Source organism: Tunturiibacter gelidiferens, assembly GCF_051013345.1.
GTDB lineage: Bacteria > Acidobacteriota > Terriglobia > Terriglobales > Acidobacteriaceae > Edaphobacter > Edaphobacter gelidiferens_A.
Genome location: NZ_CP132939.1, coordinates 2,811,369 through 2,833,648, shown reverse-complemented (window position 1 = coordinate 2,833,648; position 22,280 = coordinate 2,811,369). Strand labels below are relative to the sequence as shown.

The following is a 22,280-nucleotide window of genomic DNA, read 5'->3' as shown; positions in this document are numbered from 1 at the left end:
GGGTTAGGGCGGTGGTTACCCCTATAAGTTAGCTGTCGAGATCAGGGTGTGGGGATAGTAGGATCAGCGCGAACGGTTAGTGCTGGAGAGTGAACGAAGCCTCTCAGGAGTGGTGATGCGCGGTTTCAGGCAAGGTGTCTCTCTGTTGAAGATTGCTTTTTGCCGGTGGATATTTGCAGCGATAGCGATCGCCGCAATATTCGCAGGAGCGACTGAGGCGCAGAAGCCCGTGGTTGAGCCGCCCACGCGACCCAGGATTGGGCTGGTGTTGGAGGGTGGTGGAGCGCTGGGCTTCGCGCATATCGGCGTGATTGAGTGGATGGAGGATCATCATATTCCGGTGGACGATGTGGCCGGAACCAGCATGGGCGGCCTGATCGGCGGGTTGTATGCGTCTGGAAACAGCCCCAGGAGATTGGGACATTTGTTGGCGGAATCGACTGGCCGGCGGTGTTGAGCGGGCAGGTTCCGTTTCCTGCGCTGAGCTATCGGCGCAAAGAGGACAGACTCGCTTTCCCTAACCGGCTGCAGTTTGGCCTGAAGCATGGATTGAGCCTGCCGAACGGGTTGAATTCAGGGTCGGGGGTGGGCTTGCTGTTGGATCGGACGCTGCTTCCTTACTACGATTTGAAGAGCTTCGATGATCTGCCGATTCCCTTCCGCTGCGTGGCGACGGATATTACGACGGGCGACCAGCATGTTTTCAAGGATGGATCTCTGGCGCAGGCGATGCGATCGACGATGTCGATCCCAGGGGTATTCGCGCCGGTGGTGCATGGGGAGGAGGTCTATTCGGATGGCGCGGCCGTGAATAATCTGCCGGTGGATGTGGCGCGGGGGATGGGCGCGAAGATCGTGATTGCGGTGTATCTGGATACGGGGGCGGTGAATAAGGAGAGTTTCAATTCGCTGGTGGGCGTTGCGAGCAGAAACCTGGCGATCATGGTTTCGGCCAATGAGCTGAAGAGCATGAAGGACGCGAATATTCTGCTGAAGGCGGATGTGAGCAAGTTCACCTCGAGCGAATTCGAGAAGAGCGCGGAGATTATTCCGCAGGGCGTGAAGGTTGCGGAAGAGCATGCGGCGGAGTTAGAGAAGTACGCGCTGAACGATGCTGACTGGCAGGCTTATGTGAAGCAGCGGGACGCCCGGCGAAGGACAAGGGTTCCGGTGCCGCAGTTTGTAACGGTGTATGGGCTCAAAGGGGCGCAGCGGGCAGAGGTTGCGAATGAGTTCATGAAGTATGTCGGGAAACCGGTCGATCCGGACAGGATTAATACCACCATTGCGGACTTGCAGGGCACGGGAACGTACTCGAGTATCAGCTACAACCTGCTCGACGAGAAGGACAAGACCGGGTTGCTGGTGCGGCCGCGGCTGACAAATTATGGGCCGCCCTTTTTGAATGTGGGCCTGACGCTTGCGTCGAACGACTCGAATGACATCCAGCTTGGGTTGGGTGGACGGGCTACGTTTTTCGGGTTGACGGGGCCGGGGTCCGAGGTGAGGGTGGACGCATCGGTGGGGCAGGTGGCGGGAATCGCCGGGGAGTTGTATCAGCCGTTGATTGCGGCAAAACGGTACTTCGTTGCGCCGCGAGCGTACTATGCGCACACGATCACGTCGTTCTATTCGGGAAGCCAGGAGCTCTCGGAGTACACCGAGGAGCGGAATGGGTTTGGGTTCGACCTTGGGTATAGGTTCAGCTCGAAGGCGGAGTTGAGAGTGGGAGAGGACTACCAGTGGTATGGCGAGACGCTACGCGTGGGGCAGCCGATTGAGCAGATCTTTCACCTGACTCCGTTTGTGAGCAACGTGCGGTTTCAATATCTGGGGCAGGACAGTGTGCAGGTTCCGACGAAGGGGTCGGAGTTGTTGACGAAGTATACCTACTCGACGCAGAGACCGTTCGGCGAGGGTGGGTACTCGCAGTGGGATTCGCGGGTTGCGCATTTTACTCCGGTGGGGGAGAAGGGCATTATCTTCGGCACGATGGAGGGAGGGACGAGCTTTGGTGCGACGAATCTTGGACTGGCAGGATTTTCGCTGGGCGGCGCGCTGCGTTTGAGTGCGTATGGTCGCGGAGAGCTGCTGGGGAGCGACTATTTTCTGGGGCAGGCGGGCTATCTTTACCGGCTGGTGAAGCTGAATCCGGTGATCGGGGATTCGATTTATGCGGCAGGGTTTTATGAGATTGGGAAGGTGTGGAACGCGTCTCCGGGGACACCGACGCTGCCGAACGATATCTCGGGTGCAGTGGTAGTGAAGACGATTCTTGGACCGTTTTACGGGGGAGCGAGTATCGGGGATAGCGATCACCGGAAGTGGTTCTTTGGATTGGGGCGAGTGTTTTAGCAGCGTCTGGCGGATAGTATTATCTCTGCGGCGATGAGCTGAGGAGACTGGGTTGATGAGTGAGTTTGTGACGTTGGAGGAGATTCGGGCGGCGAAGGAGCGGATTGCTGGAGTTGCGGTGAGGACGCCGCTTTATCGCGTGGAGCGGGCGCGGTTGCAGATGGGTAAGTTTGCGCAGCCGGAGTTTGATCTCTACGTCAAGGCAGAGAGCGAGCAGCCGATTGGGAGCTTCAAGCTGCGTGGGGCTTACAACATGGTGGCGCAGTTGTCGCCTGAGGCGCTGCGGCGTGGGGTGATTACTTATTCGAGCGGCAACCATGCGCAGGGGGTGGCGTATGCGGCGCGGGCGCTGGGGGCGAAGGCAGTGATTGTGATGCCGGCGAATGCTCCTGAGGTGAAGAAGGCAGCTACAAGAGCTCTGGGCGCGGAGATTGTGGAGGTGGGGCCGGCTTCGTCGGAGCGGAGGCTGAAGGCGGAAGAGCTGGTGGCGAAGTTTGGGTATGCGATGATTCCGCCTTATGACGCTCCGCAGATTATCGCGGGGCAGGCTACGTGCGGGTTGGAGATTGTGGAGCAGTTGCCGGGCGTGGAGCTGGTGATCTCGCCGGTGAGCGGTGGCGGGTTGCTGAGTGGGACGGCTACTTCGGTGAAGCTGGCAGCGCAGGCTGGGTTGATGAGTGCCGGGGTGCAGGTTTGGGGCGCGGAGCCAGAGCTGGCGGCGGATGCGAAGGAGAGTTTTTATTCGAAGACGCTGGTGGAGTGGCCTGCTGCGAAGACCACGCGGACGATTGGCGATGGCCTGCGGACGCAGAGTATGGGAGTGTTGAACTTTGCGCATGTGATCAAGTATGTGGATGGGATCGTTACGGTATCTGAAGAGGAGATACTGGCGGCGATGAGGGTGATGTTGCGTGCGACGAAGCTGGTGCCGGAGCCTAGTGGGGCTGTGACGCTGGCGGCGGCTCTGTTTCATGCGGAGGAGTTGCCTAAGGTGAAGAAGGTGGCGGTGATTTTAGGTGGGGGAAATCTGGAGCCGGCGCTGCGGGAGCGGTTGGAGGGTGAGCTGGTTGCGAAGGCTTAGTCCTGCCGGACGGGCCCGCTGCGCGCGGGGCGGTCACTTCGTGACTTGTATACCTTGTCTTCGGTGGGTGTGAGGTAATGGCCCTCCCGTTGGTCGGGGTCGACTTAGTGTTTTTGGTAGCGGGTTAGGACGTCCTGGAGGGAGAGTACGCCCTCGAGAGAGCCTCGCATGGCGCGATTGGTGATGGGGAGGAGAGGCCAGCGGTGGAAGTGAGGGATGGCGCTGGACAGAGGAAGGTCGGGGAAGAGGACGGGAGTGCGCTCGGGGCCTAGATGCTCGGCTAGTGTCGCGGTGTGGGACGTGGGTGTGGTTGGGTCTTGCCCTTCTGGCTGATTGATCGTGAGGGCTTCCAGCTCTTCTCTTTTGCGGTGTACCAGAGGCCGTCGCTGCAGTGGACGAGGAAGATGGGGATGGATTTCACGTCTTCGTATTGGGTGAGGGATCGGAGAGTGTTGGCGATGGTTTCGCTGCCTTGAAGGATGGGGACAGTCACGGGTTGCATGGCGTCTTCGAGGCGGAGGTTGCTCTCTTCGCGGAGCTCTTCCATCGAGGGGAGGTCGAGACCGTCCTGGTGGGTGAACTGCTCGAGGATGGGAACGGGTTGAAGAACGCGGGAGACGATGTAGGCGATGGTGTTCGCGAGGATGACGGGCAGAACGATGGAGTAGTTGCCGCTGACCTCGATCACCATGAAGACGGAGGTAAGGGGAGCGCGCAGGAACGCTGCGAAGAGGACGCCCATGCCCACCAGCGCGTAGGAGCCGATAGTGCCGGTGAGGTGCGGGAAGTAGATTTTTCGAAGGTGCCTACGGCTGCGCCCAGCATGGCTCCGATGAAGAGCGTGGGAGCAAACATGCCGCCAGGGGTGCCGCTGGAGAAGGAGAGCGTGGTGGCGATGATCTTGAAGAGAGCGAGGAGGAGGAGCATCTTCCAGGCGAACTGCGCATGCATGGCCTGATCGATGGCTTGATAGCCTGCGCCCATGACTTGTACGAGACCGAAGTAGCCGATGGCTCCTACGAGAAGTCCGGCGGCGGCGGGTTGTAGAAGCTGCGACCACTGCGGCTGGGTGCGGAGCTTGGGGCGAAGATAGCTGAGACAGCGGGTGAAGAGGAGAGAGGCAAAACCGCCGACGACTCCGAGGACGGCGTAGGCGAGTAGTTCGCGGGAGTCGCGGAGGTCGATGACGGGGATACGGAACATCGGCTGAGCTCCCCAGAAGGAGCGGGCGACGACGACGCTGGCGACTGCGGAGAGGACGATGGAGCCGAGGACAGCGGCGCTCCATTGGCCGATGACCTCTTCGATGACGAAGAGGATGGCGGAGATGGGGGCGTTGAAGGCGGCAGCGAGTCCGGCGGCGGCTCCGATGGGAGCGAAGATGCGGAGTTTTTCTTTCGACATGCCGAAGCGGCGGCTGATGAGCGAGGCTACGCCGGCTCCGATCTGGAGCGATGGGTCTTCGGGGCCGAGAGAGTGGCCGCTGCCGATGGCGAGGGCGGAGAGAAGGAACTTGCCGATGACGGTGCGGAAGGAGATGTAGCCGTTGCTGATGTAGAGGGCGGCTTTGGTCTGGTTGATTCCGCTGCCGCGGACGTTGGGGAAGACATAGCGGGTGAGGACTGCAATGACCAGGCCTGCGGCGGCGGGAATGAAGAGGAGACGCGGCTGGTGCGGGTTTGGAGAGGAGCCCAGCAGCAGGACACTGAGCCATTCGATAGCCATGCGGAAGGAGACTACGAGGAGGCCGGAGATGACTCCGATGAAGATGGAGAGGAGAAGAAAGACGCGCTCTTCGCGGCCGGGGGCGATGCGGGCGATGATGTCTTCGCGGAGAGCACTGGGTGCGACTGGTTCCGTCTCCGCCATTGCTGTTTGGTCTTTCATCTTTGCTTAGGGCTCCATCGCTTTGGGAAATTGGGCGAGTTGCAGAAGGAGCGCGTTGTCGCCAGTGGGAGCGCCGCATATTTTGCTGGTCTGCTTCTCGGTGTCGAAGATGAGTTGCATGGCTGCGTCCTGCTGAGTGGGATCGTTGAGGAGAGCGACGCGGCTGCTGGTGGCGTCTCTGCTTGCCCATTTTGCGGTGAGATCACGCAGCGACGCGGAGAGACCGTTGGCGTTGGAGACCTTGGCGCTGCAGACGTCGAAGCGCTTCTTCGCCAGGGCGCGGGCTTTTAGCATGCGCGTGACACGTTCGTTGTTTGGGAGCTTCTTCAGGGGTGCGAGTTCCAGGATGCGCGCGGAGTCTTCAAGCATCTGCTTGTCGGCGGGGGTAGTTGATTCGTGGGCGGAGGGCGAATTTTCCTGCTGGTGCATGGCCCGCTCCAGGAGGCGGTGAGCTTCGTCGAAGTGGCCGGAATCGTATTCGAGGCGAGCAGCGGATTGGAGGGCGACCTGGTTTGTTGGCTCCTGCGCGAGGACTTTCCGGTAGTAGGTCAAGGCGTCGTGAGGGGCTTTGGCCTGCTCGAGAAGTTGTGCGAGGGTGAGGGCCAGTGGGACGTCTTCGGGGGCGTTGCCTCCGGCGATGAGGAGTTCAGTACGGGCGCTGCTGAAGTCTTGACGCGCGATGAGGTACCGCGAGAGCTCGAGACGGACCTCGCGGCGGCGGAGGACTCCGTCTCCCTCCCAGGTGCCGTAGATGGAGGCTCGGTAGTAGTTGATGGCGGACTGTACATCGTTCTTCTTTGCGGCGAGACGGGCGAGGCTGAGGTTGATGAAGCCGTCGCCGGGTTGAGTCTCCCAGAGGCCGAGGAAGTAGTTGAAGGACTCCTCGGTGTGACCGGCGTTGCCGAGGGCCTGGGCGAGGAGTAGCTCACAGGAGTGCTGACCAGGGGCGTAGGAGAGGGCGGTGCGGAGGGCGACGATGGCCTGATCGGGGTGGCCTGCGTTGATGGCGGCCTGGCCTCGGACGGACCAGCGTTGGGCCAACTCTTCGCGGTGAGAGGTGAAGGAGCGAAAGAGGAAGAACGTAAGGAGGAACAGAACGATGGTGATCAGCAGCAGACTGAAAAAGGTCAGAGAGTCGCGGAGGATCAACTTCCGCTTGAGGCTCGAATAGTCTTCCGCCTGGAGTGTCATCATGCGATTTGCACGTTTTTGTCCTGCTGCATGGTCTTTCTTCAGTCTATGGATTTGATGCGTATAGAGATAGTGGCGCAGTTTTGTGGAGTCATGAAGGATGTTGGTCGGTTTCGTCGAGGAGCAAAAGTTTAGACTGGACCGTATCTCGCTGCCCTGTGGTTTGTGGCGGCGTCGAAGTGAGGACTATGCGGATTTTTTCTATCAGGCGATGTGCGGCGATGGGTGTTGGGGCGGCTGTGCTGATAACGAGCGCCGCTGCGTGGGGGCAGAAGAAGAGACAGAACTACGACAGGGCGGCCATTGCGACTGTGCTTCATGATGCGAATGTGTATGTTGCGTCAGATGCGGATGCGCAGAAGCTTTCGCTGGTGACGCCGGGACACGAGGTGCAGATCGTTGAGCGGAGTGGGCCGTGGGTGAAGGTGTTTGCGAATACCGATATCAACGACGACGCGAATGAGGACGATCGCAACAAGCCTGAGTTTGGCGAGGACGCGAATGTGACGCCGGCGTCGGGTTGGATTCGGGATAAGGGGATTCTGGGGCCGGGTACGGCTGGCGGGGATGTAATTCTGTTTGGGTCGGCTGCGAACTTTGAAGATGAGGCGGAGCGGCCGCATGCGCCGAAGGGTGCGGCCGGTGCGGCTCATCTGCTGTATAAGCGCGTGGCGGAGTACTTTCCGGACTCGCCGTTGGCGGCCGAGGCGGCGTGGCGGGCGGCGGATATTCGCTGGCAGTTGGATAAGGTTGATGTCAGTACGCTGCCGAGCGCGAAGGAACAGGAGGCTTATTTGCGGCCACAGATCTATGAGGGCGAGTTGAAGAAGGTAATGAAGATGTATCCGGGGAGCGAGTTTGCGGCGCGCGCGGCTTTCGATCTGCTGGACAACAAGCTGTGTGGGGACTGGCAAGGACTGCCGAAGTGTCCGGAGATGGAGACGGGGCTGTATGTGAAGTATGCCCAGCAGTATGCAGATGGGCCTAAGGCTGCGGAGGCGCTGTATAACGCGGTGTACCGTCAGGGGTGGTGGTGACGATGTATCAGGTCCAGGAGGACAAGAAGCGGTCGGAGGAGGCGGCGAAGAGGGCACAGGCGCTGGCTATGGATTTGAAGGCGCGGTATCCGAAGTCGGAGTTTGCGGCTCGCGGGGCTAGTATTGCGTTTCGGGTGTCGCAGGGGATTGCGATCTATGGGAGTGATCGGGATTAGAGGCGCTGTCCTGCCGGACGGGCCCACTGCGCGTGGGGCGGTCACTTCGTGACTTGTATACCTTGTTGTGGTGGATGAAGAGACGGGATCCTCCCGTTGGTCGGAAGGAAATTGATCCCGACCAACGGGAGGACCCATGTCGCGAAGCCTGCCTAGACCGGTATACCCGTCACGAAGTGACCGCCCCACGCGCAGTGGGCTCCTCCGGCAGGACCTATCTTGTTTACCGTTTACACATGCAGACCCTTTAGGATGGATGCATGTCGATTCTTCATGTCATCATCCTTGCCATTGTGCAAGGGCTCGCTGAACTTTTGCCTGTTTCGAGCTCCGCTCACGTTGTGGTTGCTGAAAAGCTGTTGGGACTTGACCCGACGACGCCGCAGATGACGCTGCTGCTGGTGATGCTGCATACGGGCACGATGTTCGCCGTGATTGTTTACTTCTGGAACCAGTGGAAGAAGACTTATTTTTCGAGCGGCGATGCGTTCAAGCGGTTTTTGATCCGTTTGATCTGGGCTTCGCTGCTGACGGCTGTGATTGGCGAAGTGATCATCAAGGTGATTGAGAAGACCGCGTTCAAGGGAGCTTCGAAGGGGAGATCGAACTGCTGTTCGGGCGGCTGGATCTGATTGCGCCTGCGCTGGCGGCGGCGGGCTTGCTGATTCTGCTTGCCGGTCTGATGGAGAAGCGTCGCATGGGCGCGCATGAGAAGGTCTATGGCGACAGCGTGACGATGCGGCAGGCGGGCTGGATCGGTGCGATTCAGGGCTTGTGTCTGCCGTTCCGCGGATTTTCGAGGTCGGGCGCTACGATCTCGACGGGCATGTTGACGGGGGCGAGTAAAGAGCGGGCGGAGCGGTTCAGCTTTGCGCTGGCCGTGGTGCTGACGCCTCCGGCGGTGGGACGCGAGGTACTGCGGCTGGTGAAGGCCTCGCATGAGGCGAAGGCGGCAGGCTTGCCGATTGATCTGCACGGCAGCATGGTGATGGGGGTGCTCGGCGCTGTCTTTGCATTTCTGGCGGGACTGTTGGCGTTGAGGTGGTTGAGCAGTTGGCTGGAGGAGGGCAGATGGTATCTCTTCGGGATCTATTGCCTGGCGGCGTCTGCGGTGGTGTTTGGGCTGTATCACGCGGGGTATTAGGTCGCTATCGACGCGTGCAGAGCCATGCCCAGTAAATGAGTGGGAGTTGTAAGGGGATGCGGAGCCATTGCGCCCAGCTTTGGCCCATGACGCCGGGAAGGCGCAAGTGTGATGTCGCCATGTAGATGTTGGCGGGCAGGACGGCGACGAGTAGAACCATCAGACCCCATGCTGCGGCGTGGCGGGTTGCGGGGACGAGCAGGCCGATACCGCCGAGTATCTCCGCCACTCCGCTGATGTGGACTAGAAGTGTGTGCGCGGGTAGGTAGGGCGGCATGATTCGCAGGTAGGCGCCTGGGGCCAGGAAGTGAAGTGTGCCGGAGACAAGGAAGATTGACGCGAGGAGGATGCGGCCGATCATACTGAATCACTTCCTTGTTTCGCATGCTTCACGCTAACAAAAAAATCGGGCAGCGCGGTCGAGCTCGCTGCCCGTCGTCGAATTGGTACGCCTTGGTTATTTGGATACGAGTGCGTCGCGGTGGCTCTTCACGTAGTCGTGAGAGGTTAGGACGTGGGCCTGCTGCTCTGCGATGAGCTGGCGGACGGGCAACGGAAGATCCTGATTGAGGGCGTCGGCGTAGGCCTTTTTGGCTTCGTCTTCTCCCTGTTCCGCAGTCTCGAGGAGGGTGTGGTCTCCGCCGCCGAGTTTGGCCTTCAAGTCTCCCCAGACGCGGTGGAGGGTGCCGGCTGTGGTGCCGGACTCCTTGATGTCATGTACGCCGTTCTGGTGGAGGATCTCCTCCATGTCCCCGCGGAAGCTGGCACGCTTGAGGGATTCGGCGAGGAAGTAACGCTTGAGAGTGTCGTCTTTCAGATGTTCACCGATGTCGGCAAAGCCTCTCTGGCTGTCGAGAAGGGTACTGACGAGGGAGTTGATAGCACGCTGCATTTCGTTCTGCTTACCTGAATCTGTGGGCATGATGAATACCTCGATCTTGGGTGGAGTGGTTCGGGAATCCGGTTGGAGCAGGGTCCGTCGGCTGCGCGCGATTCTCCTCCGCCGACGGCAAGCTGGAGAAATCGCGAAAATCCCGCTCCCCTGCCAACCGGTTCTAAGGACCGCCGAGTGAAATTTTGCTCGACGGTGAATATGAGGGAGTAGATGCAGGGAGTGCCCGTGGGTTTGTATGTGGGTACCCCGAAGTGAGGTTTTTCGACATTTGTGTAGGGGGTTGGGGAGGGTCTGGGATAATCGAAGGTGCTCTGGTGATTTGCGGGCTCGGTTTGGATCGGACGGCGTGAGAGATTTTGTGCGCCGTGACGAATGAGCCCGCGCGTCCCCCTCACATGAAGGCTCCCCAATGAAAACTCTGAGACTTGTTTCGACCCCGACGCGCAACCGCCGCCTGAATGAGATTCTCGGGATGGTCGTACTGGTGAGCGCAGGGCTGCTGCTGCTGGCGCTGGCGAGTTATACGCCAACCGATCCGTCCTTCGATACGGTGGGACAGTATGTTAAAGGGCGGCCGGCGCATAACTGGACGGGGATGGTTGGGGCGTACCTCGCCGATGGAACGCTGCAGCTGATTGGTGTGGCGGCGTTCTTCCTGCCGCTGGTGCTGGGACGATTGGGGATCTGCTGGATGCGGTCGCGACCGGCTGGGTCTCCGCTGGCGAAGACGATTGGGTTGGGGATGTGGGTGGTGTTTGGGCCGGCGGCAATCGCGCTGTTGCCGGGGGAGATGATGTGGCGCGGTTCGCTGCCTATCGAGGGGACGACGGGGCGGCTGCTGGCGGATCTGCTGGTGCACTATCTGAATCTACCCGGGGCTGCGATTGTTGTGACGCTGATGGTTGCGGTGTCGCTGTACTTGGCAACGACGTTTACGTTCAATACGGCGCGAGAGTGGGCGACGATCCGGTTTGGATTTGTGCAGCGGCTGTGGGAGTGGTGGTCGCAGCGGCGGAGTCGCCGGGCTGGTGCTGAGGTAGATCTTGAAGAGGCGTATGGGAGTAAACGGGAGCAGGCGGATGCCAGGGCCCGGCGGGCTCGTGAGCTTGCCGAGGCGGCGGAGCGCAGGAGACTGGAGCCCGAGCCAGAGCCAACGACGACGCTGCTGGGTGGATTGTTTGGCTGGTTAGGCAGGAAGAAGAAGGTGCAGCCGATCTCGATTGCACCCGAGGAGGTTGCGGTCGGGCATCATCCTTCGATCTTCGAGTCGATGCCACGGACGCGAGTGGATGCTCCTCCGGTCACGGCGTTTAGTACGGCGGCGGCGGCGGTCGCGCCGTTTGCGGAGGTGCTGGCCAAAGCGGCGGCTCCGGTGCATGCGCTGGATGACGAGTCGAACTTCAGCGATTTTGCTGGTGCTGACGAGTGGCGTGAGCCGGTTTCGATGAAGGCTCCGGCGCCGATGCGGACGCCGAAGAAGGTAGCGGAGGAGCACAGAGTTTCATTTGCTGCTCCGGTCCCTGCTGCTCCGCAGCCGCTGCAGAACGCTGCCGGAAAGTATCTCTTTTGGCAAGCGGGCGGATGCGGATATCAAGCCGGTGACGATTGTGCCGAAGAGTGTACGGGGCTACAAGCTGCCCCCTTCGTCGCTGCTCTATCGCAGTGAAGAGCACGCTGTCGTTCGCGAAGATGCGCTGCGTGAAGAGGCGCGGGTGCTGGTGGAGAAGTCGGCTGAGTTTGGCGTCGACGGGCAGGTGACACAGATCAATCCAGGGCCTGTGGTGACGACGTTCGAGTTCAAGCCAGAGGCTGGTGTGAAGGTCGCTCGGATCACGGGGCTGGCGGATGATCTTTGCCTTGCGATGGCGGCTGAGTCGATTCTGATTGAGCGGATGCCGGGCAAGAGCACGGTTGGTATCCAGGTGCCTAATCATGAGAGGGAGACGATCTGGCTACGGGATGTGGTTGAGTGCGAGAGCTTTGCTCAGAGCAAGAGCAGACTGGCGATTGCTCTTGGTAAGGACATCAATGGGCGCATCGTTACTGCGGATCTGGCGAGTATGCCGCATGTGTTGATTGCGGGTTCGACTGGCTCTGGTAAGTCGGTTGCGATCAATGCCATGATCATGAGTGTGCTGTTCAAGTCGACGCCGGAACAGGTTCGCATGATCCTTGTGGACCCGAAGCGGGTGGAGCTTGGGATGTACGAGGGAATCCCTCACCTGTTTACGCCGATCATTACCGAAGCGAAGCTGGCGGCCAATGCGCTGCGGAATGCGGTGCGCGAGATGGAGCGAAGACTGAAGCTGCTGGCTGCGAATCATGTGAGGAATATCGATCAGTTCAATAAGCTGTTCGACCATGGCAGCGAGTACTTGTTTGAGGACGTGAATCAGGAGCCGCTGCCTTACATCATCATCATCATCGACGAGCTGGCTGACCTGATGATGCTGGACCGGGCGAATGTCGAAGAGTCGATCACCCGGTTGGCGCAGATGGCTCGTGCGGTGGGCATCCACCTTGTGCTGGCGACGCAGCGGCCTTCCGTGGATGTAATTACCGGGTTGATCAAGGCGAATGTACCTACCCGTATGAGCTTCCGATTGGCGACGAAGGTGGACTCGCGGACGATCATCGATTCGAATGGCGCGGAGAGCCTGCTGGGACGCGGCGATATGCTCTATCTGCCGCCGGGGACGAGCCGGGTTCAGCGTGTGCATGCACCGTTTGTGACGGAGAAAGAGATCTCGGCCGTGACTGCGTTCTGGAAGGCGCAGGGCGAGGCCGAGTATGTGCATGGCTTCCTGGAGGGACCGAAGGAAGACAACGGCACCGGCAAAGATGGCGATGGCGGCGGCGATGGGGACAACAACGACCCGATGTACGACGATGCGGTTCGGTTGGTGTTTGAGTTTGGAAAGGCGAGCACTTCCCTGCTCCAGCGCAGGCTGCGGATCGGATATGGGCGCGCGGCTCACCTGATCGACATGATGTACAACGACGGTTTGGTGGGGCCTGCGGACGGATCGAAGCCGCGAGAGATTCTGAAGTCGCCAAATTGGATCAGCGAAGTGGATGCGGCGATTCGGTAAGAGCGTTCTCCGCGCTGCTGGTCCGCCAATGATCTGTCCTGCCGGACGGGCCTCCTACGCGGAGGGCGGTCACTTCGTGACCCGTATACCTCGTCTTGGCGGAGATGGAAGTTGCCGTCCTCCCTTTGGTCGGAAGATATCAGCTAGCGGTGGACTGTCTTCGACGAACGGATGGCGATGATTGCGAGGATGCAGATGACGGTCAGAAGCGCGATCCAGAGCAGGTGAGGATGGCGGTCTGTGAGGGGGCGGGCGTCTGGACGATCTCGGTAGGCAGGGTTGAACTGCTCAGGGCCTAACTTTGCTGCGTGGAACTCGCTCGACGGGGAGAAGAGGCGGGTGTAGTCGTACTGGGGTGCGGTTAGGGCGGCGTCTCCGTAGAAGAGGATGAGAGGCTGGGCTGTGGGGGCGTCGAAACAGATCTTGCGCTGACGCGTCTCGAGGCGAATGGCGGTGAATGGGAGTGGGGGGTCGTCACCGTTGTTGACCGCGACTTCGACTGTGGCTGCGCTTTGCATGTTGGAGCCCAGGGTAGCGGGGACGGTGAGTTGCTCCTGACGAATCTCGCGACCTGCCTGAGTGAGGTGGACGCGGAGGATGGTGCCGGCGAGGGTTTCGTTGAGTGCATCGGCTGGGTTAGGAGTGGTGGTGGGGTGGTCCTTGATGCTGACGTCGCGACTGAAGTTCCCTTTGAAGACCGGCGAGAGGACGAAGGAGACACGCTCAATGGGGATGCGTTGTGGCAGGCCGAAGGTGGCGATGCTCTGGCGGCCGCGTTGAATGATGCTGGAGGTTTCGGCTGCCTTGGTATAGAGAGACTGAGCTTCGCGGCTGGGGGGACGGTGACCGACTTCACCATCTTTTGAAGAGCCTGGGGAGAACCGTCTAAGGCGTGTGTGCCGACCGCTGGGGAGACTGCTAGTTCGATGTGGAGATAAGGGAGGCTGGTCTCCTGCAGGTGAATCGTCGTGCTGCGAGAGAGATGCTGGCTGGTGAGGTCGAAGATGGTGAACTCACCGAGATTGGTCTGGTTCGCGTAGTTGGGGTCGTGGGTCCCTGAGACTGTGGCGGTGGCGAGGAAGTCTTGTCCGGCTAGATCGAGAGCGAGCTCGGTATAGGGGCGGTTCGGCATCTCGAGGTCGAAGACGATGTTGCGACCGCGAAGGCCCAGGTTGCGTATGGTGGCGATGTCGCTGTCAGGCTGTTGGGGTTCGCTCAGCGTGATGGCGTAGGGGATCTCACGGTTGTTCTGAAAGAGGCGGAGATCTTTGAGAGACGGACCGGCGTGTGGGAAGACAGAGGGGTCGATGACGGCGCAGCTTTGACCTGCGCCTGACGGGACTGTGATGGCTCGTTCGAAGCGGAGATAGTGCGGGTCGGTTGGCTCCGGGGTTGGGTTGGCCTGCCAGAGAAGAAGGGTCAGGAAGATCGCAGACTTCACTGGTCGGCTCCTTCCTGCCTGGGCAGATGAGGTTCGGGCGTCGGGTTGGGGATGCGGAGGGCGAGCCAGTCTTTCTGATAGGCGAAGCTGATGGCCATCAATAAGGCTCCGAGGCCGAGAAAGCTTAGGACGCGGTAGCCCTGGCTGAGGTTGCGCAGATCGTAGAGGAAAGCCTTCCCGATGGTGAAGACGAGCAGGAGGAGCGCCTGCCAGCGGAGGAAGGCGGATCGCTTCCAGAAGCCCATGGCGAGCAGGCACGCTCCGTAGATCATGAGAAAGGCGGAGATGGCGAGGGCCTTTTGCAGATCGGCTTCCGGATTGTCGGCGGAGACGCGCCATGCGGAGTCAAGCTCGCGGAGGCACGAGAGGATGGCGATGAAGTTGAAGGCGACTATAGAGGATCCCGCGATTGTGAACCAGGTCGGGATTGTTTTGTCCTGATCGTCGGAATGACGGATGGGGCCATGCGCCACGAGCGCTGAGAGGCCCAGAGCGGCGAGTCCGAAGAGAGCGGTAGCAAAGCGGAGGTTGAGGAATGCGGTTTCTATTCGCTCGTTGAGCCAGAAAGGTTCAACGAGGAGGCCGCAGATGCCGAGGACCAAAGCTATGGTAGCGAGGCGGCGAAGGATGAGCGGGGCTGTAGCGGCGGCCTTGACTGGGGTTGGGCTGGAGAGACGAGCCGCGACCCAGAGGAGAGCCGCCCCCTCAGCGAGCCAGCCAACGATGATCCAACGACCACTGGCCTTTAGAGGGATGGCGATGGTGAGGAAGACGATTGCGAGAGAGAGATGGACGGCGGAGGTTACGCGGGATTGGGGCAGGCGCATCAGGCCCAGATAAAACGCGGCGAATAGAACCGCCAGCCAGGGGAGGAGATCGTGATTGCCGGTGTCCTGGAGGACTGAGTAAAACGCGAGAGCCACGAAGGCAGCGTTGGTGAGCGGGAGGAGGATCTCGGTGATCGGAGTGGAGCGATGTTCTTCGTTTTGCGGGGTGCGGAGGGACGGAATGAGGAACGTAACGAAGAATAGGCCGATGAAGATCGCTGTGGCGGCTAGGGGCTTCGGCGTGTTGTAGACATCGAACCACTCGACGTACCAGCCGATGAAGAAGGCCACTGTGAGGGGAAAGACTCCGAAGAAGACGTGGCCAGGGTTTGAGGCGGACGAGCGAGACCGTGGCGACGTCGATTGCGAGGATGTAGGTAAAGAGGAAGACTTCGTGGTTGCCGCCGGTGGAGAGGAGAAGAGGGGTTGCGAAGGCTCCCGCGAGTGCGTAGGCGGCAAGGATCTGGCCGTTCTGCGACCAGGCCATGTAGGCGTTCCATGCGGTGACCAGAATCATGGCGCTGAGAGCTACGCCGGCGGGTAGTAGATGGTAGAGCTGGAAGGCTGCCCAGAGAGAGAGGTAGAGGGCTCCGCTGCCGATGGCCTTGAGCGAGTAGGAGAAGGCGTTGAAGCCCTGGCGGCGAAAGCGCTCGGACCAGACTACGATAGCCGCGCCCGCGATAAGACCGGCGAGGATGCGGCCTATGGGGCCTATCCAGTGATTGTCGATAGCCCACTTGAGGAAGAGAGTGGTGGCGATGAGGAGCGCGACGATGCCGATGCGGCTGAAGAGCTGGGAGCCGATGCGGTCTTCCAGCGAGCCGTTGGATCTGGGGGACAGCGGACGAAGTCGGGGAGGGGGCTTCTGTGGATGGAGTTGGGGAAGGGCGTGGTGGAGGGGCTACGAGTTTACGCGCTCTCAAAGACGGGGTGGAGCGCAGTTCTGCCAGTTGCCGCTCTAGACTTTCGACGCGGGCGGAGAGGGCTGCGAGGGTCGCGGCCAGCTGGGCTTGCTCGTTGGGCTGCTTCGGCTGGTCCTGATTCCGCTCGTCCTGCTCATCCTCCGAAGCCATGGCAACTACTTTACCGCTATCGTGCGCCGGAGTGGTAACTGAAGACTGTCAGTTGATAGTCTTTGCGCTAAGGACGAGTGAGATAGATGCCGGTTCAGATTTTGATTGTGGATGACGATGAGTTGAGCCGCGAGGTGCTTATGCTGCTGGTGGAGAGGGCGGGATACGAGGTTGAGGCGGTGGAGTCGGGGGATGCTGCGCTGGCACATGTGCAGCGGGTACGTCCTTTGCCTGAGGTGGTGTTGACGGATATGCAGATGCCCGGGACTGCGGGGGATGAACTTGCCCGGCGGCTGCGCGAATTGTGCGGGGTGGGAACCTTGCTGCTGGCGATGAGCGGCAGCAAGTTAGAGGATGGGACGGGGCAGGAGTTCGATGGGTTTCTACTGAAACCGTTTACGATGAAGACCCTGGCTGGAGCGATCTCCGGTGGTTCCGCTCGGGTCGAACGGGGATCAAGCTCTGCGAACGGAGGCGTGTTGGATGAGGATGTGTATGGGAAGCTTTCAGATTCCATGCGGCGGTCGCAGTTGGAGCAGCTGTATGCCCTTTGCCTCAAGGATGCGGAGGCGAGGATTGGGAAGATGCGACGGGCAACATCCGATGGCGATGATGCCGCGTATAAAAAGGAGGCTCATGCCGTCAAGGGTGGGTGCGGGATGGTGGGCGCCATTGAGATGCAAAGACTTGCAACGTCAATGGAGGAGCGGGGTTTGTGTGATGACGATGTAGCTACATTGGACGAATTCATGGTGGCGTGCGAACGACTGCGGCGTATTCTGATCGCACGCGAAAGCAACTAGTGTCGGGTCAACGAGTTGTCGGGGAGATGATGCAACGATGAAGGAATCGATAAAGAAGTCTGACGATGCAGTTGTTGCGGCGACACCGATCCGTATCGTTGTTGCCGACGATCATCCGGTGGTGCGCTTCGGCGTGAAGAACATGCTGGAGAATGAGGCTGGCTTCGAGGTGGTAGGCGAAGCGGAAGATGGCGACGTGGCGATTACACAGACGCTGGAGCTTGAACCGGATATTCTGCTGCTCGATCTGCAGATGCCTCGGCTGCCTGGACTGGAGGCTCTGCGCGCGATTATGAGCAAGTCGCCGCGGGTGAAGATCATCATGCTGACGAGTACGATCTCGACGCAACAGATCATCGAAGCGCTGCAGATCGGAGCTCGCGGTATCGTGCTGAAGGATGCGGTTGCGGGCGATCTTTCACGTTCCCTGCGGGCTGTGCTCTCTGGCGACTACTGGATAGGCGGGGAGCGCGTTGCCAATCTGGTGACGGCGCTGAACGAATTGATGAAGAAGGCAGCGGCAGTCCCGGAGCGGAAGACCTATGGTTTGACGCCCAGGGAACTGGAGGTTGTGACCTGCATCGTGGAAGGCTGCAGCAACAAAGATGTCGCGAAGCAGTTCACGATCAGTGAGGAGACGGTGAAGCGGCATCTTTCGAATATCTTCGACAAGACCGGCGTTTCGACGCGGCTGGAGTTGGCGCTCTTTGCGATAGCTCACAAGCTTGTTGTTCTGGATAACTAGCTCTCGGATCTGTCGTTTGCGGGCCTTCAGTAAAATGAAGGCATGAGCGAGGGTGCGACTTCAGAGATTGTGGATTTATTGGTGATTGGCGCGGGGCCGACTGGCATGGCCTGCGCGATTGAGGCACAACGGGCGGGTTTTACGACGATGCTGGTCGATAAGGGCTGCCTTTGCAATTCGCTGTTTCATTACCCAGCGCATATGACTTTTTTACGACGCCGGAGCTGCTGGAGATTGGGGACATGCCCTTCTCCAGTCCAAACCAGAAACCCAATCGCAGTGAGGCTCTTGAGTACTACCGCAAGGTGGCCGAGTTCTACCGGCTGGATGTTCGTCAGTATGAGAATGTTGAGCAGGTAGAAGGTGGGGACGGGAATTTTACGGTTCACACAACGGATCGCTTTGGGCGGGCGGTGCAGCATCGTGCGCGGAAGTTGGTGATCGCCACCGGATATTACGATCTACCGAACTACCTTGGAATTCCGGGCGAGGATCTTAACAAGGTGAAGCACTACTATCATGAGCCACATCCGTACTATGGGCTTGATGTATTGGTGATCGGGGGCAAGAACTCCGCAGCGATTGCAGCGCTCGACCTTTGGCGTCATGGAGCGAAGGTAACGTTGGTGCATCGGGGCAAGGAGATTCCGAAAAGTGTGAAGTACTGGATTCTGCCGGACATCAATAACCGGATCAAAAATCATGAGGTCGAAGCCTACTTCGATAGCGTTGTCACGAACATTACCGAGGACGATGTGACGCTCGCAACCCGGAGGGAAAGGTGACGATTGCAAACCAGTTTGTGTTTGCGCTGACGGGGTACCATCCGGACTTCGAGTTCATCGAAAGGCTGGGGGTAAAACTGGATAAAGCGAACGACCGTTGCCCCGTATGCAATCCGGCTACGCTCGAAAGCAACGTGCCTGGAATCTATGCGGCCGGAGTCATTGTCGCGGGGGAGCGGACGAGTGAGATCTTCATCGAAAACGGGCGCTTCCATGGGAAGTTGATCGCGGAAGATTTGCGGAGGAAGCGCGTTGCGGCTTAGGTTGTGGGGCTCGGCTGGAGCGATATCTCTTCACATCCGGTCCTGTTGCTGACTCACTGACGGATGGTAGTCTGGAACCGACAATCGAAGAAATCTTCAGGGGATCTGTGCTGCGCAAGGAAAGCCAGACCTCCTCTGTCGGTTGCGAGATGTCCGTAACGAACCATCCGACTTCACGCTTTGCGCAAACTTCAGGAGAAGGTGCTTTATCGCTCACGTTGTAATCATTGGATCAGGGGCAATGGGTCTTTCTGCAGCGTTCCACGCCGCTAGGGCGGGACACACAGTGGAAGTTCTGGAGGTGGCGCCGGAGCCCGGCGGCATGGCCGCTCACTTTGATATGGCAGGGCTTTCCATTGAGCGCTTTTACCACTTCGTTTGTAAGAGCGATACGCCGACAATGGCGCTGCTGGAAGAACTTGGCATCGGCGATCAGCTGAAGTGGAGGACTACCTCCATGGGCATCTTTACCGGCAACAGGATGCACGATTGGGGCACCCCCTTTGCGCTGCTGAAATTTCCAGAAATCAGCATCCTCTCCCGTCTCAGGTACGGCCTGTTTGCGTTTTTGTCTGTGCGGCGGGAGCGCTGGGATGCGATTGAAACAGAGGCAGCCCACAGATGGATCACTCGATGGTGTGGGACGGAGGTGTTTGAGCGTCTCTGGAAGCCACTGTTCGCGCTGAAGTTTTATCAATATGCGGATAATGTCTCAGCCGCCTGGATATGGACTCGTATCAAACGGCTAGGCCGCTCCCGCAAGTCATTCATGGAGGAAGAGCTCGGCTACATTGAAGGCGGGAGTCAAACGCTGGTGAATGCTTTGTGCTCGTCGATTGTGAGCAAGGGCGGCAAGGTCCGCACGCGTTGCGGGGCGCAGAAAGTGATAGTGGAAGATGGTCAGGTAAAGGGGTCATGACGCCCGAGGGGTTCGTGCGAGCGGATGCGATTATCTGCACGGTTCCAACACCGCTGGTTGCGGCGATGATCCCGGACCTACCTGAAGAGTGGAAGGCACGTTACGAGTCCATCGTAAATATGGGTATTTGCTGCCTGGTCTTCAAACTCAAGCGATCGGTGAGTCCGCACTTCTGGGTCAATATCAGTGAACCAGATATTTCTACCCCAGGAATCATTGAGTTTTCGCAGCTAAGACCGGTCGGCGGCGACACTGTGGTGTATGTGCCTTATTACATGCCAAACGACAATATCAAATTCACCTGGACAGACGAAGAGCTTCTAAACGAGTCCTTCGGATACCTTCAGAGGTTGAATCCGCAGCTTACGCGCGACGACATTATCGCGCAACACGTATCCCGTCTTCGTCATGCGCAACCTGTCTGCGAACCTGGATTCGCAGCGAAGATTCCACCGATCCAAACTCCGATTCGAGGACTACAGGTTGCGGATACGTGCTTCTACTATCCGGAAGACAGAGGAATCTCAGAGAGCGTTCGAACAGGGCGTCAGATGGCGGAGCATCTTTCAAAAGGTTGAGTCGCCGCCGGCCTGACGTAAGACGTGTCCAACCAAACGTTCGGGTACAGCCGCATTTCAAGTGTTGTTAGCCGATGACGCGGCGCAGAAAGCCCTTGATGCCCAGCCAGGTGAGTAGGCAGAGAGAGGCTATGAGCATGCCTACGATGAGGAAGGGGTTCATGTGCGGCAGCGTGGGAGTTAACGCGGCGCGTAGGCCTTCGCTCATGTAGACGATTGGGTTGATGAGAACGCCAACCTGGAGCCAGCGGATGTGCGTGAGCGCGGCCCAGGGGTAGTAAACGCAACCCAGGAACGTGATCGGGATGACGACCACGCCGAAGATGAGACCAATCTGCTGCGGTTTGACGCTGGTGCCGATGGTGAGGCCGAGCGCGCCGGCGGTGAGACTGGCAAGAGCTACAACCAGGATGAGGAACGGCCAGTTGCTGATGTGGGTAGTCGGGTGCGTTGCCGGAACGTAGTAGGCCAACGGGTAGACGATGCAGGCAGCGATGACGCTCTGAACGGCAGAGAAGCAGATTTTTTCGATGGCGACGAAAGGCACCGGTAACGGGCACATGACACGGTCGTCGATCTCGCGGGTGATTCCGAACTCCTGCGCGAGAGGGAGGGCGACCGCGGCAATGCCGGAGAACATGATGGCGACAGCCATGAGGCCCGGCAGCAGAACTGTGGAGAAGGCGTTGCCGGCCATGGATGCGGTGGGATTCATGGCGGCGCCTGCGTTCATATGAGGGATGACGTAGGTGAAGACGAAGAGGAAGAGCAGGGGGTTCATGCAGACGCGGATGATGAAGGGGAATAACTCACGGCGCAAGACGTGCAGATCGCGGCGGAAGAGACCAACGAAGGCACGCGTGTACTGAGTGAGCTTCGAGCTTTGGGACCCGCGGGCGGTTTGACGATTTGGCGGCGTGCTCGGTTTTGCGGCCTCTGCCAGTTGTGTCATAAATATCTCGATCTTTAGACGAAGCTCTGAGCTACTCGCGAAGGTCGCGGCCGGTGAGACGGATGAAGACGGTCTCGAGGCTGGTTTCGGTGATGGTAAGGTCGCGGAGGCCGTAAGGGTTCGCCTCACGAACGACGTCGGAGAGGAGGCCTTCGGCTCCGTGGGCCAGGACGCGGACGCCCTTTGGGGTAGGCTCTGCCCTGGCTACTCCAGTGAGTTGCTGGAGCTGCCGGACGAGGGTGGGGATGTCGTCCTGGCTGCGGAGGTATAGCTCGTAAACCTTCTGCGCGCCGACGGAGCCTTTGAGTGCTGTGGGGGTGTCCTGTACTAGGATTCTGCCGTGGTCGATGATGGCGACGCGATCGCAGAGCTCGTCTGCCTCTTCCATGTAATGGGTTGTGAGGACGACAGTGATTCCCTCTTCGCGAAGGTTGCGGACGGCGTCCCACATAGCGATGCGGCTTTGTGGGTCCAAGCCGGCGCTAGGCTCGTCCAGGAAGAGAACTTTGGGGCGATGGGCGATGGCACGGGCAATCTGGACACGCTGCGCGAGACCACCTGAGAGTTGTGCGGGATAGGCACCCGCACGCTCGGTGAGGTGGAACTGCGCGAGAAGCTGATTGGTTCTGTCGGCCGCCTCCGAGCCGGAGAAGCCGAAATAGAGACAGTGGAAGTTAATGTTCTCGTAGATGGTGCAGGCTCGGTCGAGCGTGTTGTACTGGGGCACCACGCCGATGAAGCGACGAGCCACCGCGGGGGTATCAACGACGTCGATTCCTGCGATGCGAACACGCCCCGAGGTTGGCAGGGCGCGGGTGGTGCAGATGCTGATGGTGGTGGTCTTGCCTGCGCCATTAGGGCCGAGAAGGCCGAAGAGCTCGCCTTCGTGGACTCTGAGATCGATGCCGTCGACGGCGACGACTCGTTGCTTGCCGTCGTAGATTTTCTGGAGGCTTTCGATCTCCACTATCATTTCGGCTCCTCCTACGCTTGTGCGATTATATGCAACACTACGTTGCGTTTCAGGTGGTTGAGG

General features: G+C 59.5%; 20 protein-coding genes and 4 pseudogenes. 15 read left to right on the top strand and 9 right to left on the bottom strand.

Annotation, left to right across the window (positions count from 1 at the left end):
* The first annotated feature begins 115 nt into the window (after nucleotides 1–115).
* Genes RBB80_RS14000 through RBB80_RS13990 form a run of 3 tightly spaced genes read left to right on the top strand, consistent with a single transcriptional unit; the run spans nucleotide 116 to nucleotide 3,436 of the window.
* Nucleotides 116–457, top strand: coding sequence for a patatin-like phospholipase family protein (locus RBB80_RS14000; protein WP_433968837.1), 342 nt, complete (start codon nucleotides 116–118; stop codon nucleotides 455–457).
* Nucleotides 454–2,355 (top strand): patatin-like phospholipase family protein, encoded by a 1,902-nt coding sequence (locus RBB80_RS13995; RefSeq protein ID WP_433968836.1) that lies wholly within the window; start codon nucleotides 454–456, stop codon nucleotides 2,353–2,355. The genes RBB80_RS14000 and RBB80_RS13995 overlap by 4 nt, the downstream gene beginning before the upstream one ends.
* Nucleotides 2,356–2,410: 55 nt before the next feature.
* On the top strand, nucleotides 2,411–3,436 hold the full coding sequence (locus tag RBB80_RS13990; RefSeq protein ID WP_433968834.1) for a threonine ammonia-lyase: 1,026 nt from the start codon (nucleotides 2,411–2,413) through the stop codon (nucleotides 3,434–3,436).
* Between the two features lie 280 nt (nucleotides 3,437–3,716).
* Here the strand turns inward: RBB80_RS13990 and RBB80_RS13985 are convergent.
* Nucleotides 3,717–5,161: pseudogene (locus RBB80_RS13985) on the bottom strand (chloride channel protein).
* Nucleotides 5,162–5,329: 168 nt separating this feature from the next.
* A complete protein-coding gene (locus RBB80_RS13980; protein ID WP_433968832.1) occupies nucleotides 5,330–6,517 on the bottom strand; it encodes a tetratricopeptide repeat protein in 1,188 nt (395 codons plus the stop codon).
* 185 nt (nucleotides 6,518–6,702) lie between these two features.
* On the opposite strand from RBB80_RS13980, the gene RBB80_RS13975 reads away from it, so the two are divergent.
* The 4 genes from RBB80_RS13975 (at nucleotide 6,703) to RBB80_RS13960 (ending at nucleotide 8,871) form a co-directional block, all read left to right on the top strand.
* The gene (locus RBB80_RS13975; RefSeq protein ID WP_433968830.1) at nucleotides 6,703–7,551 is read left to right on the top strand and encodes an SH3 domain-containing protein; all 849 of its coding nucleotides are present in this window, start codon (nucleotides 6,703–6,705) and stop codon (nucleotides 7,549–7,551) included.
* 2 nt (nucleotides 7,552–7,553) lie between these two features.
* Complete coding sequence (locus tag RBB80_RS13970; RefSeq protein ID WP_433968829.1) at nucleotides 7,554–7,727, top strand: hypothetical protein; 174 nt, start codon at nucleotides 7,554–7,556, stop codon at nucleotides 7,725–7,727.
* A 260-nt stretch (nucleotides 7,728–7,987) separates the two neighbouring features.
* The gene (locus RBB80_RS13965) at nucleotides 7,988–8,359 is read left to right on the top strand and encodes an undecaprenyl-diphosphate phosphatase (protein WP_433968827.1); all 372 of its coding nucleotides are present in this window, start codon (nucleotides 7,988–7,990) and stop codon (nucleotides 8,357–8,359) included.
* A gap of 26 nt (nucleotides 8,360–8,385) precedes the next feature.
* On the top strand, nucleotides 8,386–8,871 hold the full coding sequence (locus tag RBB80_RS13960) for an undecaprenyl-diphosphate phosphatase (RefSeq protein WP_433968825.1): 486 nt from the start codon (nucleotides 8,386–8,388) through the stop codon (nucleotides 8,869–8,871).
* 4 nt (nucleotides 8,872–8,875) lie between these two features.
* Here the strand turns inward: RBB80_RS13960 and RBB80_RS13955 are convergent, their stop codons facing one another.
* Nucleotides 8,876–9,232: a DoxX family protein gene (locus RBB80_RS13955; protein ID WP_433968823.1), complete on the bottom strand. Its 357-nt coding sequence runs from the start codon at nucleotides 9,230–9,232 to the stop codon at nucleotides 8,876–8,878.
* Nucleotides 9,233–9,328: 96 nt separating this feature from the next.
* Nucleotides 9,329–9,793, bottom strand: coding sequence for a PA2169 family four-helix-bundle protein (locus RBB80_RS13950; RefSeq protein WP_433968822.1), 465 nt, complete (start codon nucleotides 9,791–9,793; stop codon nucleotides 9,329–9,331).
* Nucleotides 9,794–10,175: 382 nt separating this feature from the next.
* Here RBB80_RS13950 and RBB80_RS13945 point away from each other — a divergent pair.
* Nucleotides 10,176–12,858 (top strand): annotated as a pseudogene (locus RBB80_RS13945) (DNA translocase FtsK).
* A gap of 143 nt (nucleotides 12,859–13,001) precedes the next feature.
* Here the strand turns inward: RBB80_RS13945 and RBB80_RS13940 are convergent.
* The gene (locus tag RBB80_RS13940; RefSeq protein WP_433968821.1) at nucleotides 13,002–13,376 is read right to left on the bottom strand and encodes a hypothetical protein; all 375 of its coding nucleotides are present in this window, start codon (nucleotides 13,374–13,376) and stop codon (nucleotides 13,002–13,004) included.
* Nucleotides 13,377–13,406: 30 nt separating this feature from the next.
* On the opposite strand from RBB80_RS13940, the gene RBB80_RS13935 reads away from it, so the two are divergent.
* Both RBB80_RS13935 and RBB80_RS13930 read left to right on the top strand, forming a co-directional pair.
* A complete protein-coding gene (locus tag RBB80_RS13935; protein WP_433968819.1) occupies nucleotides 13,407–13,724 on the top strand; it encodes a hypothetical protein in 318 nt (105 codons plus the stop codon).
* Nucleotides 13,725–13,786: 62 nt separating this feature from the next.
* Complete coding sequence (locus tag RBB80_RS13930) at nucleotides 13,787–13,918, top strand: hypothetical protein (RefSeq protein ID WP_433968817.1); 132 nt, start codon at nucleotides 13,787–13,789, stop codon at nucleotides 13,916–13,918.
* A 377-nt stretch (nucleotides 13,919–14,295) separates the two neighbouring features.
* Here RBB80_RS13930 and RBB80_RS13925 read toward each other — a convergent pair whose 3' ends face one another.
* Nucleotides 14,296–15,417 carry a DUF2339 domain-containing protein gene (locus tag RBB80_RS13925; RefSeq protein ID WP_433968815.1) on the bottom strand — a complete coding sequence of 374 codons (1,122 nt, stop codon included), beginning with the start codon at nucleotides 15,415–15,417 and terminating at the stop codon, nucleotides 14,296–14,298.
* 82 nt (nucleotides 15,418–15,499) lie between these two features.
* Nucleotides 15,500–15,886, bottom strand: a pseudogene (locus tag RBB80_RS13920) (DUF2339 domain-containing protein); the annotation flags it as partial.
* A 399-nt stretch (nucleotides 15,887–16,285) separates the two neighbouring features.
* On the opposite strand from RBB80_RS13920, the gene RBB80_RS13915 reads away from it, so the two are divergent.
* The 5 genes and pseudogenes from RBB80_RS13915 to RBB80_RS13895 all read left to right on the top strand — a co-directional run bounded on the left by RBB80_RS13915 (nucleotide 16,286) and on the right by RBB80_RS13895 (nucleotide 20,292).
* Entirely contained in the window at nucleotides 16,286–17,002 is a 717-nt protein-coding gene (locus RBB80_RS13915) for an Hpt domain-containing response regulator (protein ID WP_433968814.1), read from the top strand.
* 37 nt (nucleotides 17,003–17,039) lie between these two features.
* Complete coding sequence (locus tag RBB80_RS13910) at nucleotides 17,040–17,747, top strand: response regulator (RefSeq protein ID WP_179585554.1); 708 nt, start codon at nucleotides 17,040–17,042, stop codon at nucleotides 17,745–17,747.
* A 42-nt stretch (nucleotides 17,748–17,789) separates the two neighbouring features.
* Nucleotides 17,790–18,795: pseudogene (locus RBB80_RS13905) on the top strand (YpdA family putative bacillithiol disulfide reductase).
* A gap of 241 nt (nucleotides 18,796–19,036) precedes the next feature.
* Nucleotides 19,037–19,714 carry an FAD-dependent oxidoreductase gene (locus RBB80_RS13900; protein ID WP_433968812.1) on the top strand — a complete coding sequence of 226 codons (678 nt, stop codon included), beginning with the start codon at nucleotides 19,037–19,039 and terminating at the stop codon, nucleotides 19,712–19,714.
* The gene (locus RBB80_RS13895; RefSeq protein ID WP_433968811.1) at nucleotides 19,711–20,292 is read left to right on the top strand and encodes an FAD-dependent oxidoreductase; all 582 of its coding nucleotides are present in this window, start codon (nucleotides 19,711–19,713) and stop codon (nucleotides 20,290–20,292) included. The genes RBB80_RS13900 and RBB80_RS13895 overlap by 4 nt, the downstream gene beginning before the upstream one ends.
* A gap of 67 nt (nucleotides 20,293–20,359) precedes the next feature.
* Here RBB80_RS13895 and RBB80_RS13890 read toward each other — a convergent pair whose 3' ends face one another.
* Nucleotides 20,360–21,244 carry an ABC transporter permease gene (locus tag RBB80_RS13890; protein ID WP_433968809.1) on the bottom strand — a complete coding sequence of 295 codons (885 nt, stop codon included), beginning with the start codon at nucleotides 21,242–21,244 and terminating at the stop codon, nucleotides 20,360–20,362.
* Nucleotides 21,245–21,275: 31 nt separating this feature from the next.
* Complete coding sequence (locus tag RBB80_RS13885) at nucleotides 21,276–22,217, bottom strand: ABC transporter ATP-binding protein (protein WP_433968808.1); 942 nt, start codon at nucleotides 22,215–22,217, stop codon at nucleotides 21,276–21,278.
* Between the last annotated feature and the right edge of the window lie 63 nt (nucleotides 22,218–22,280).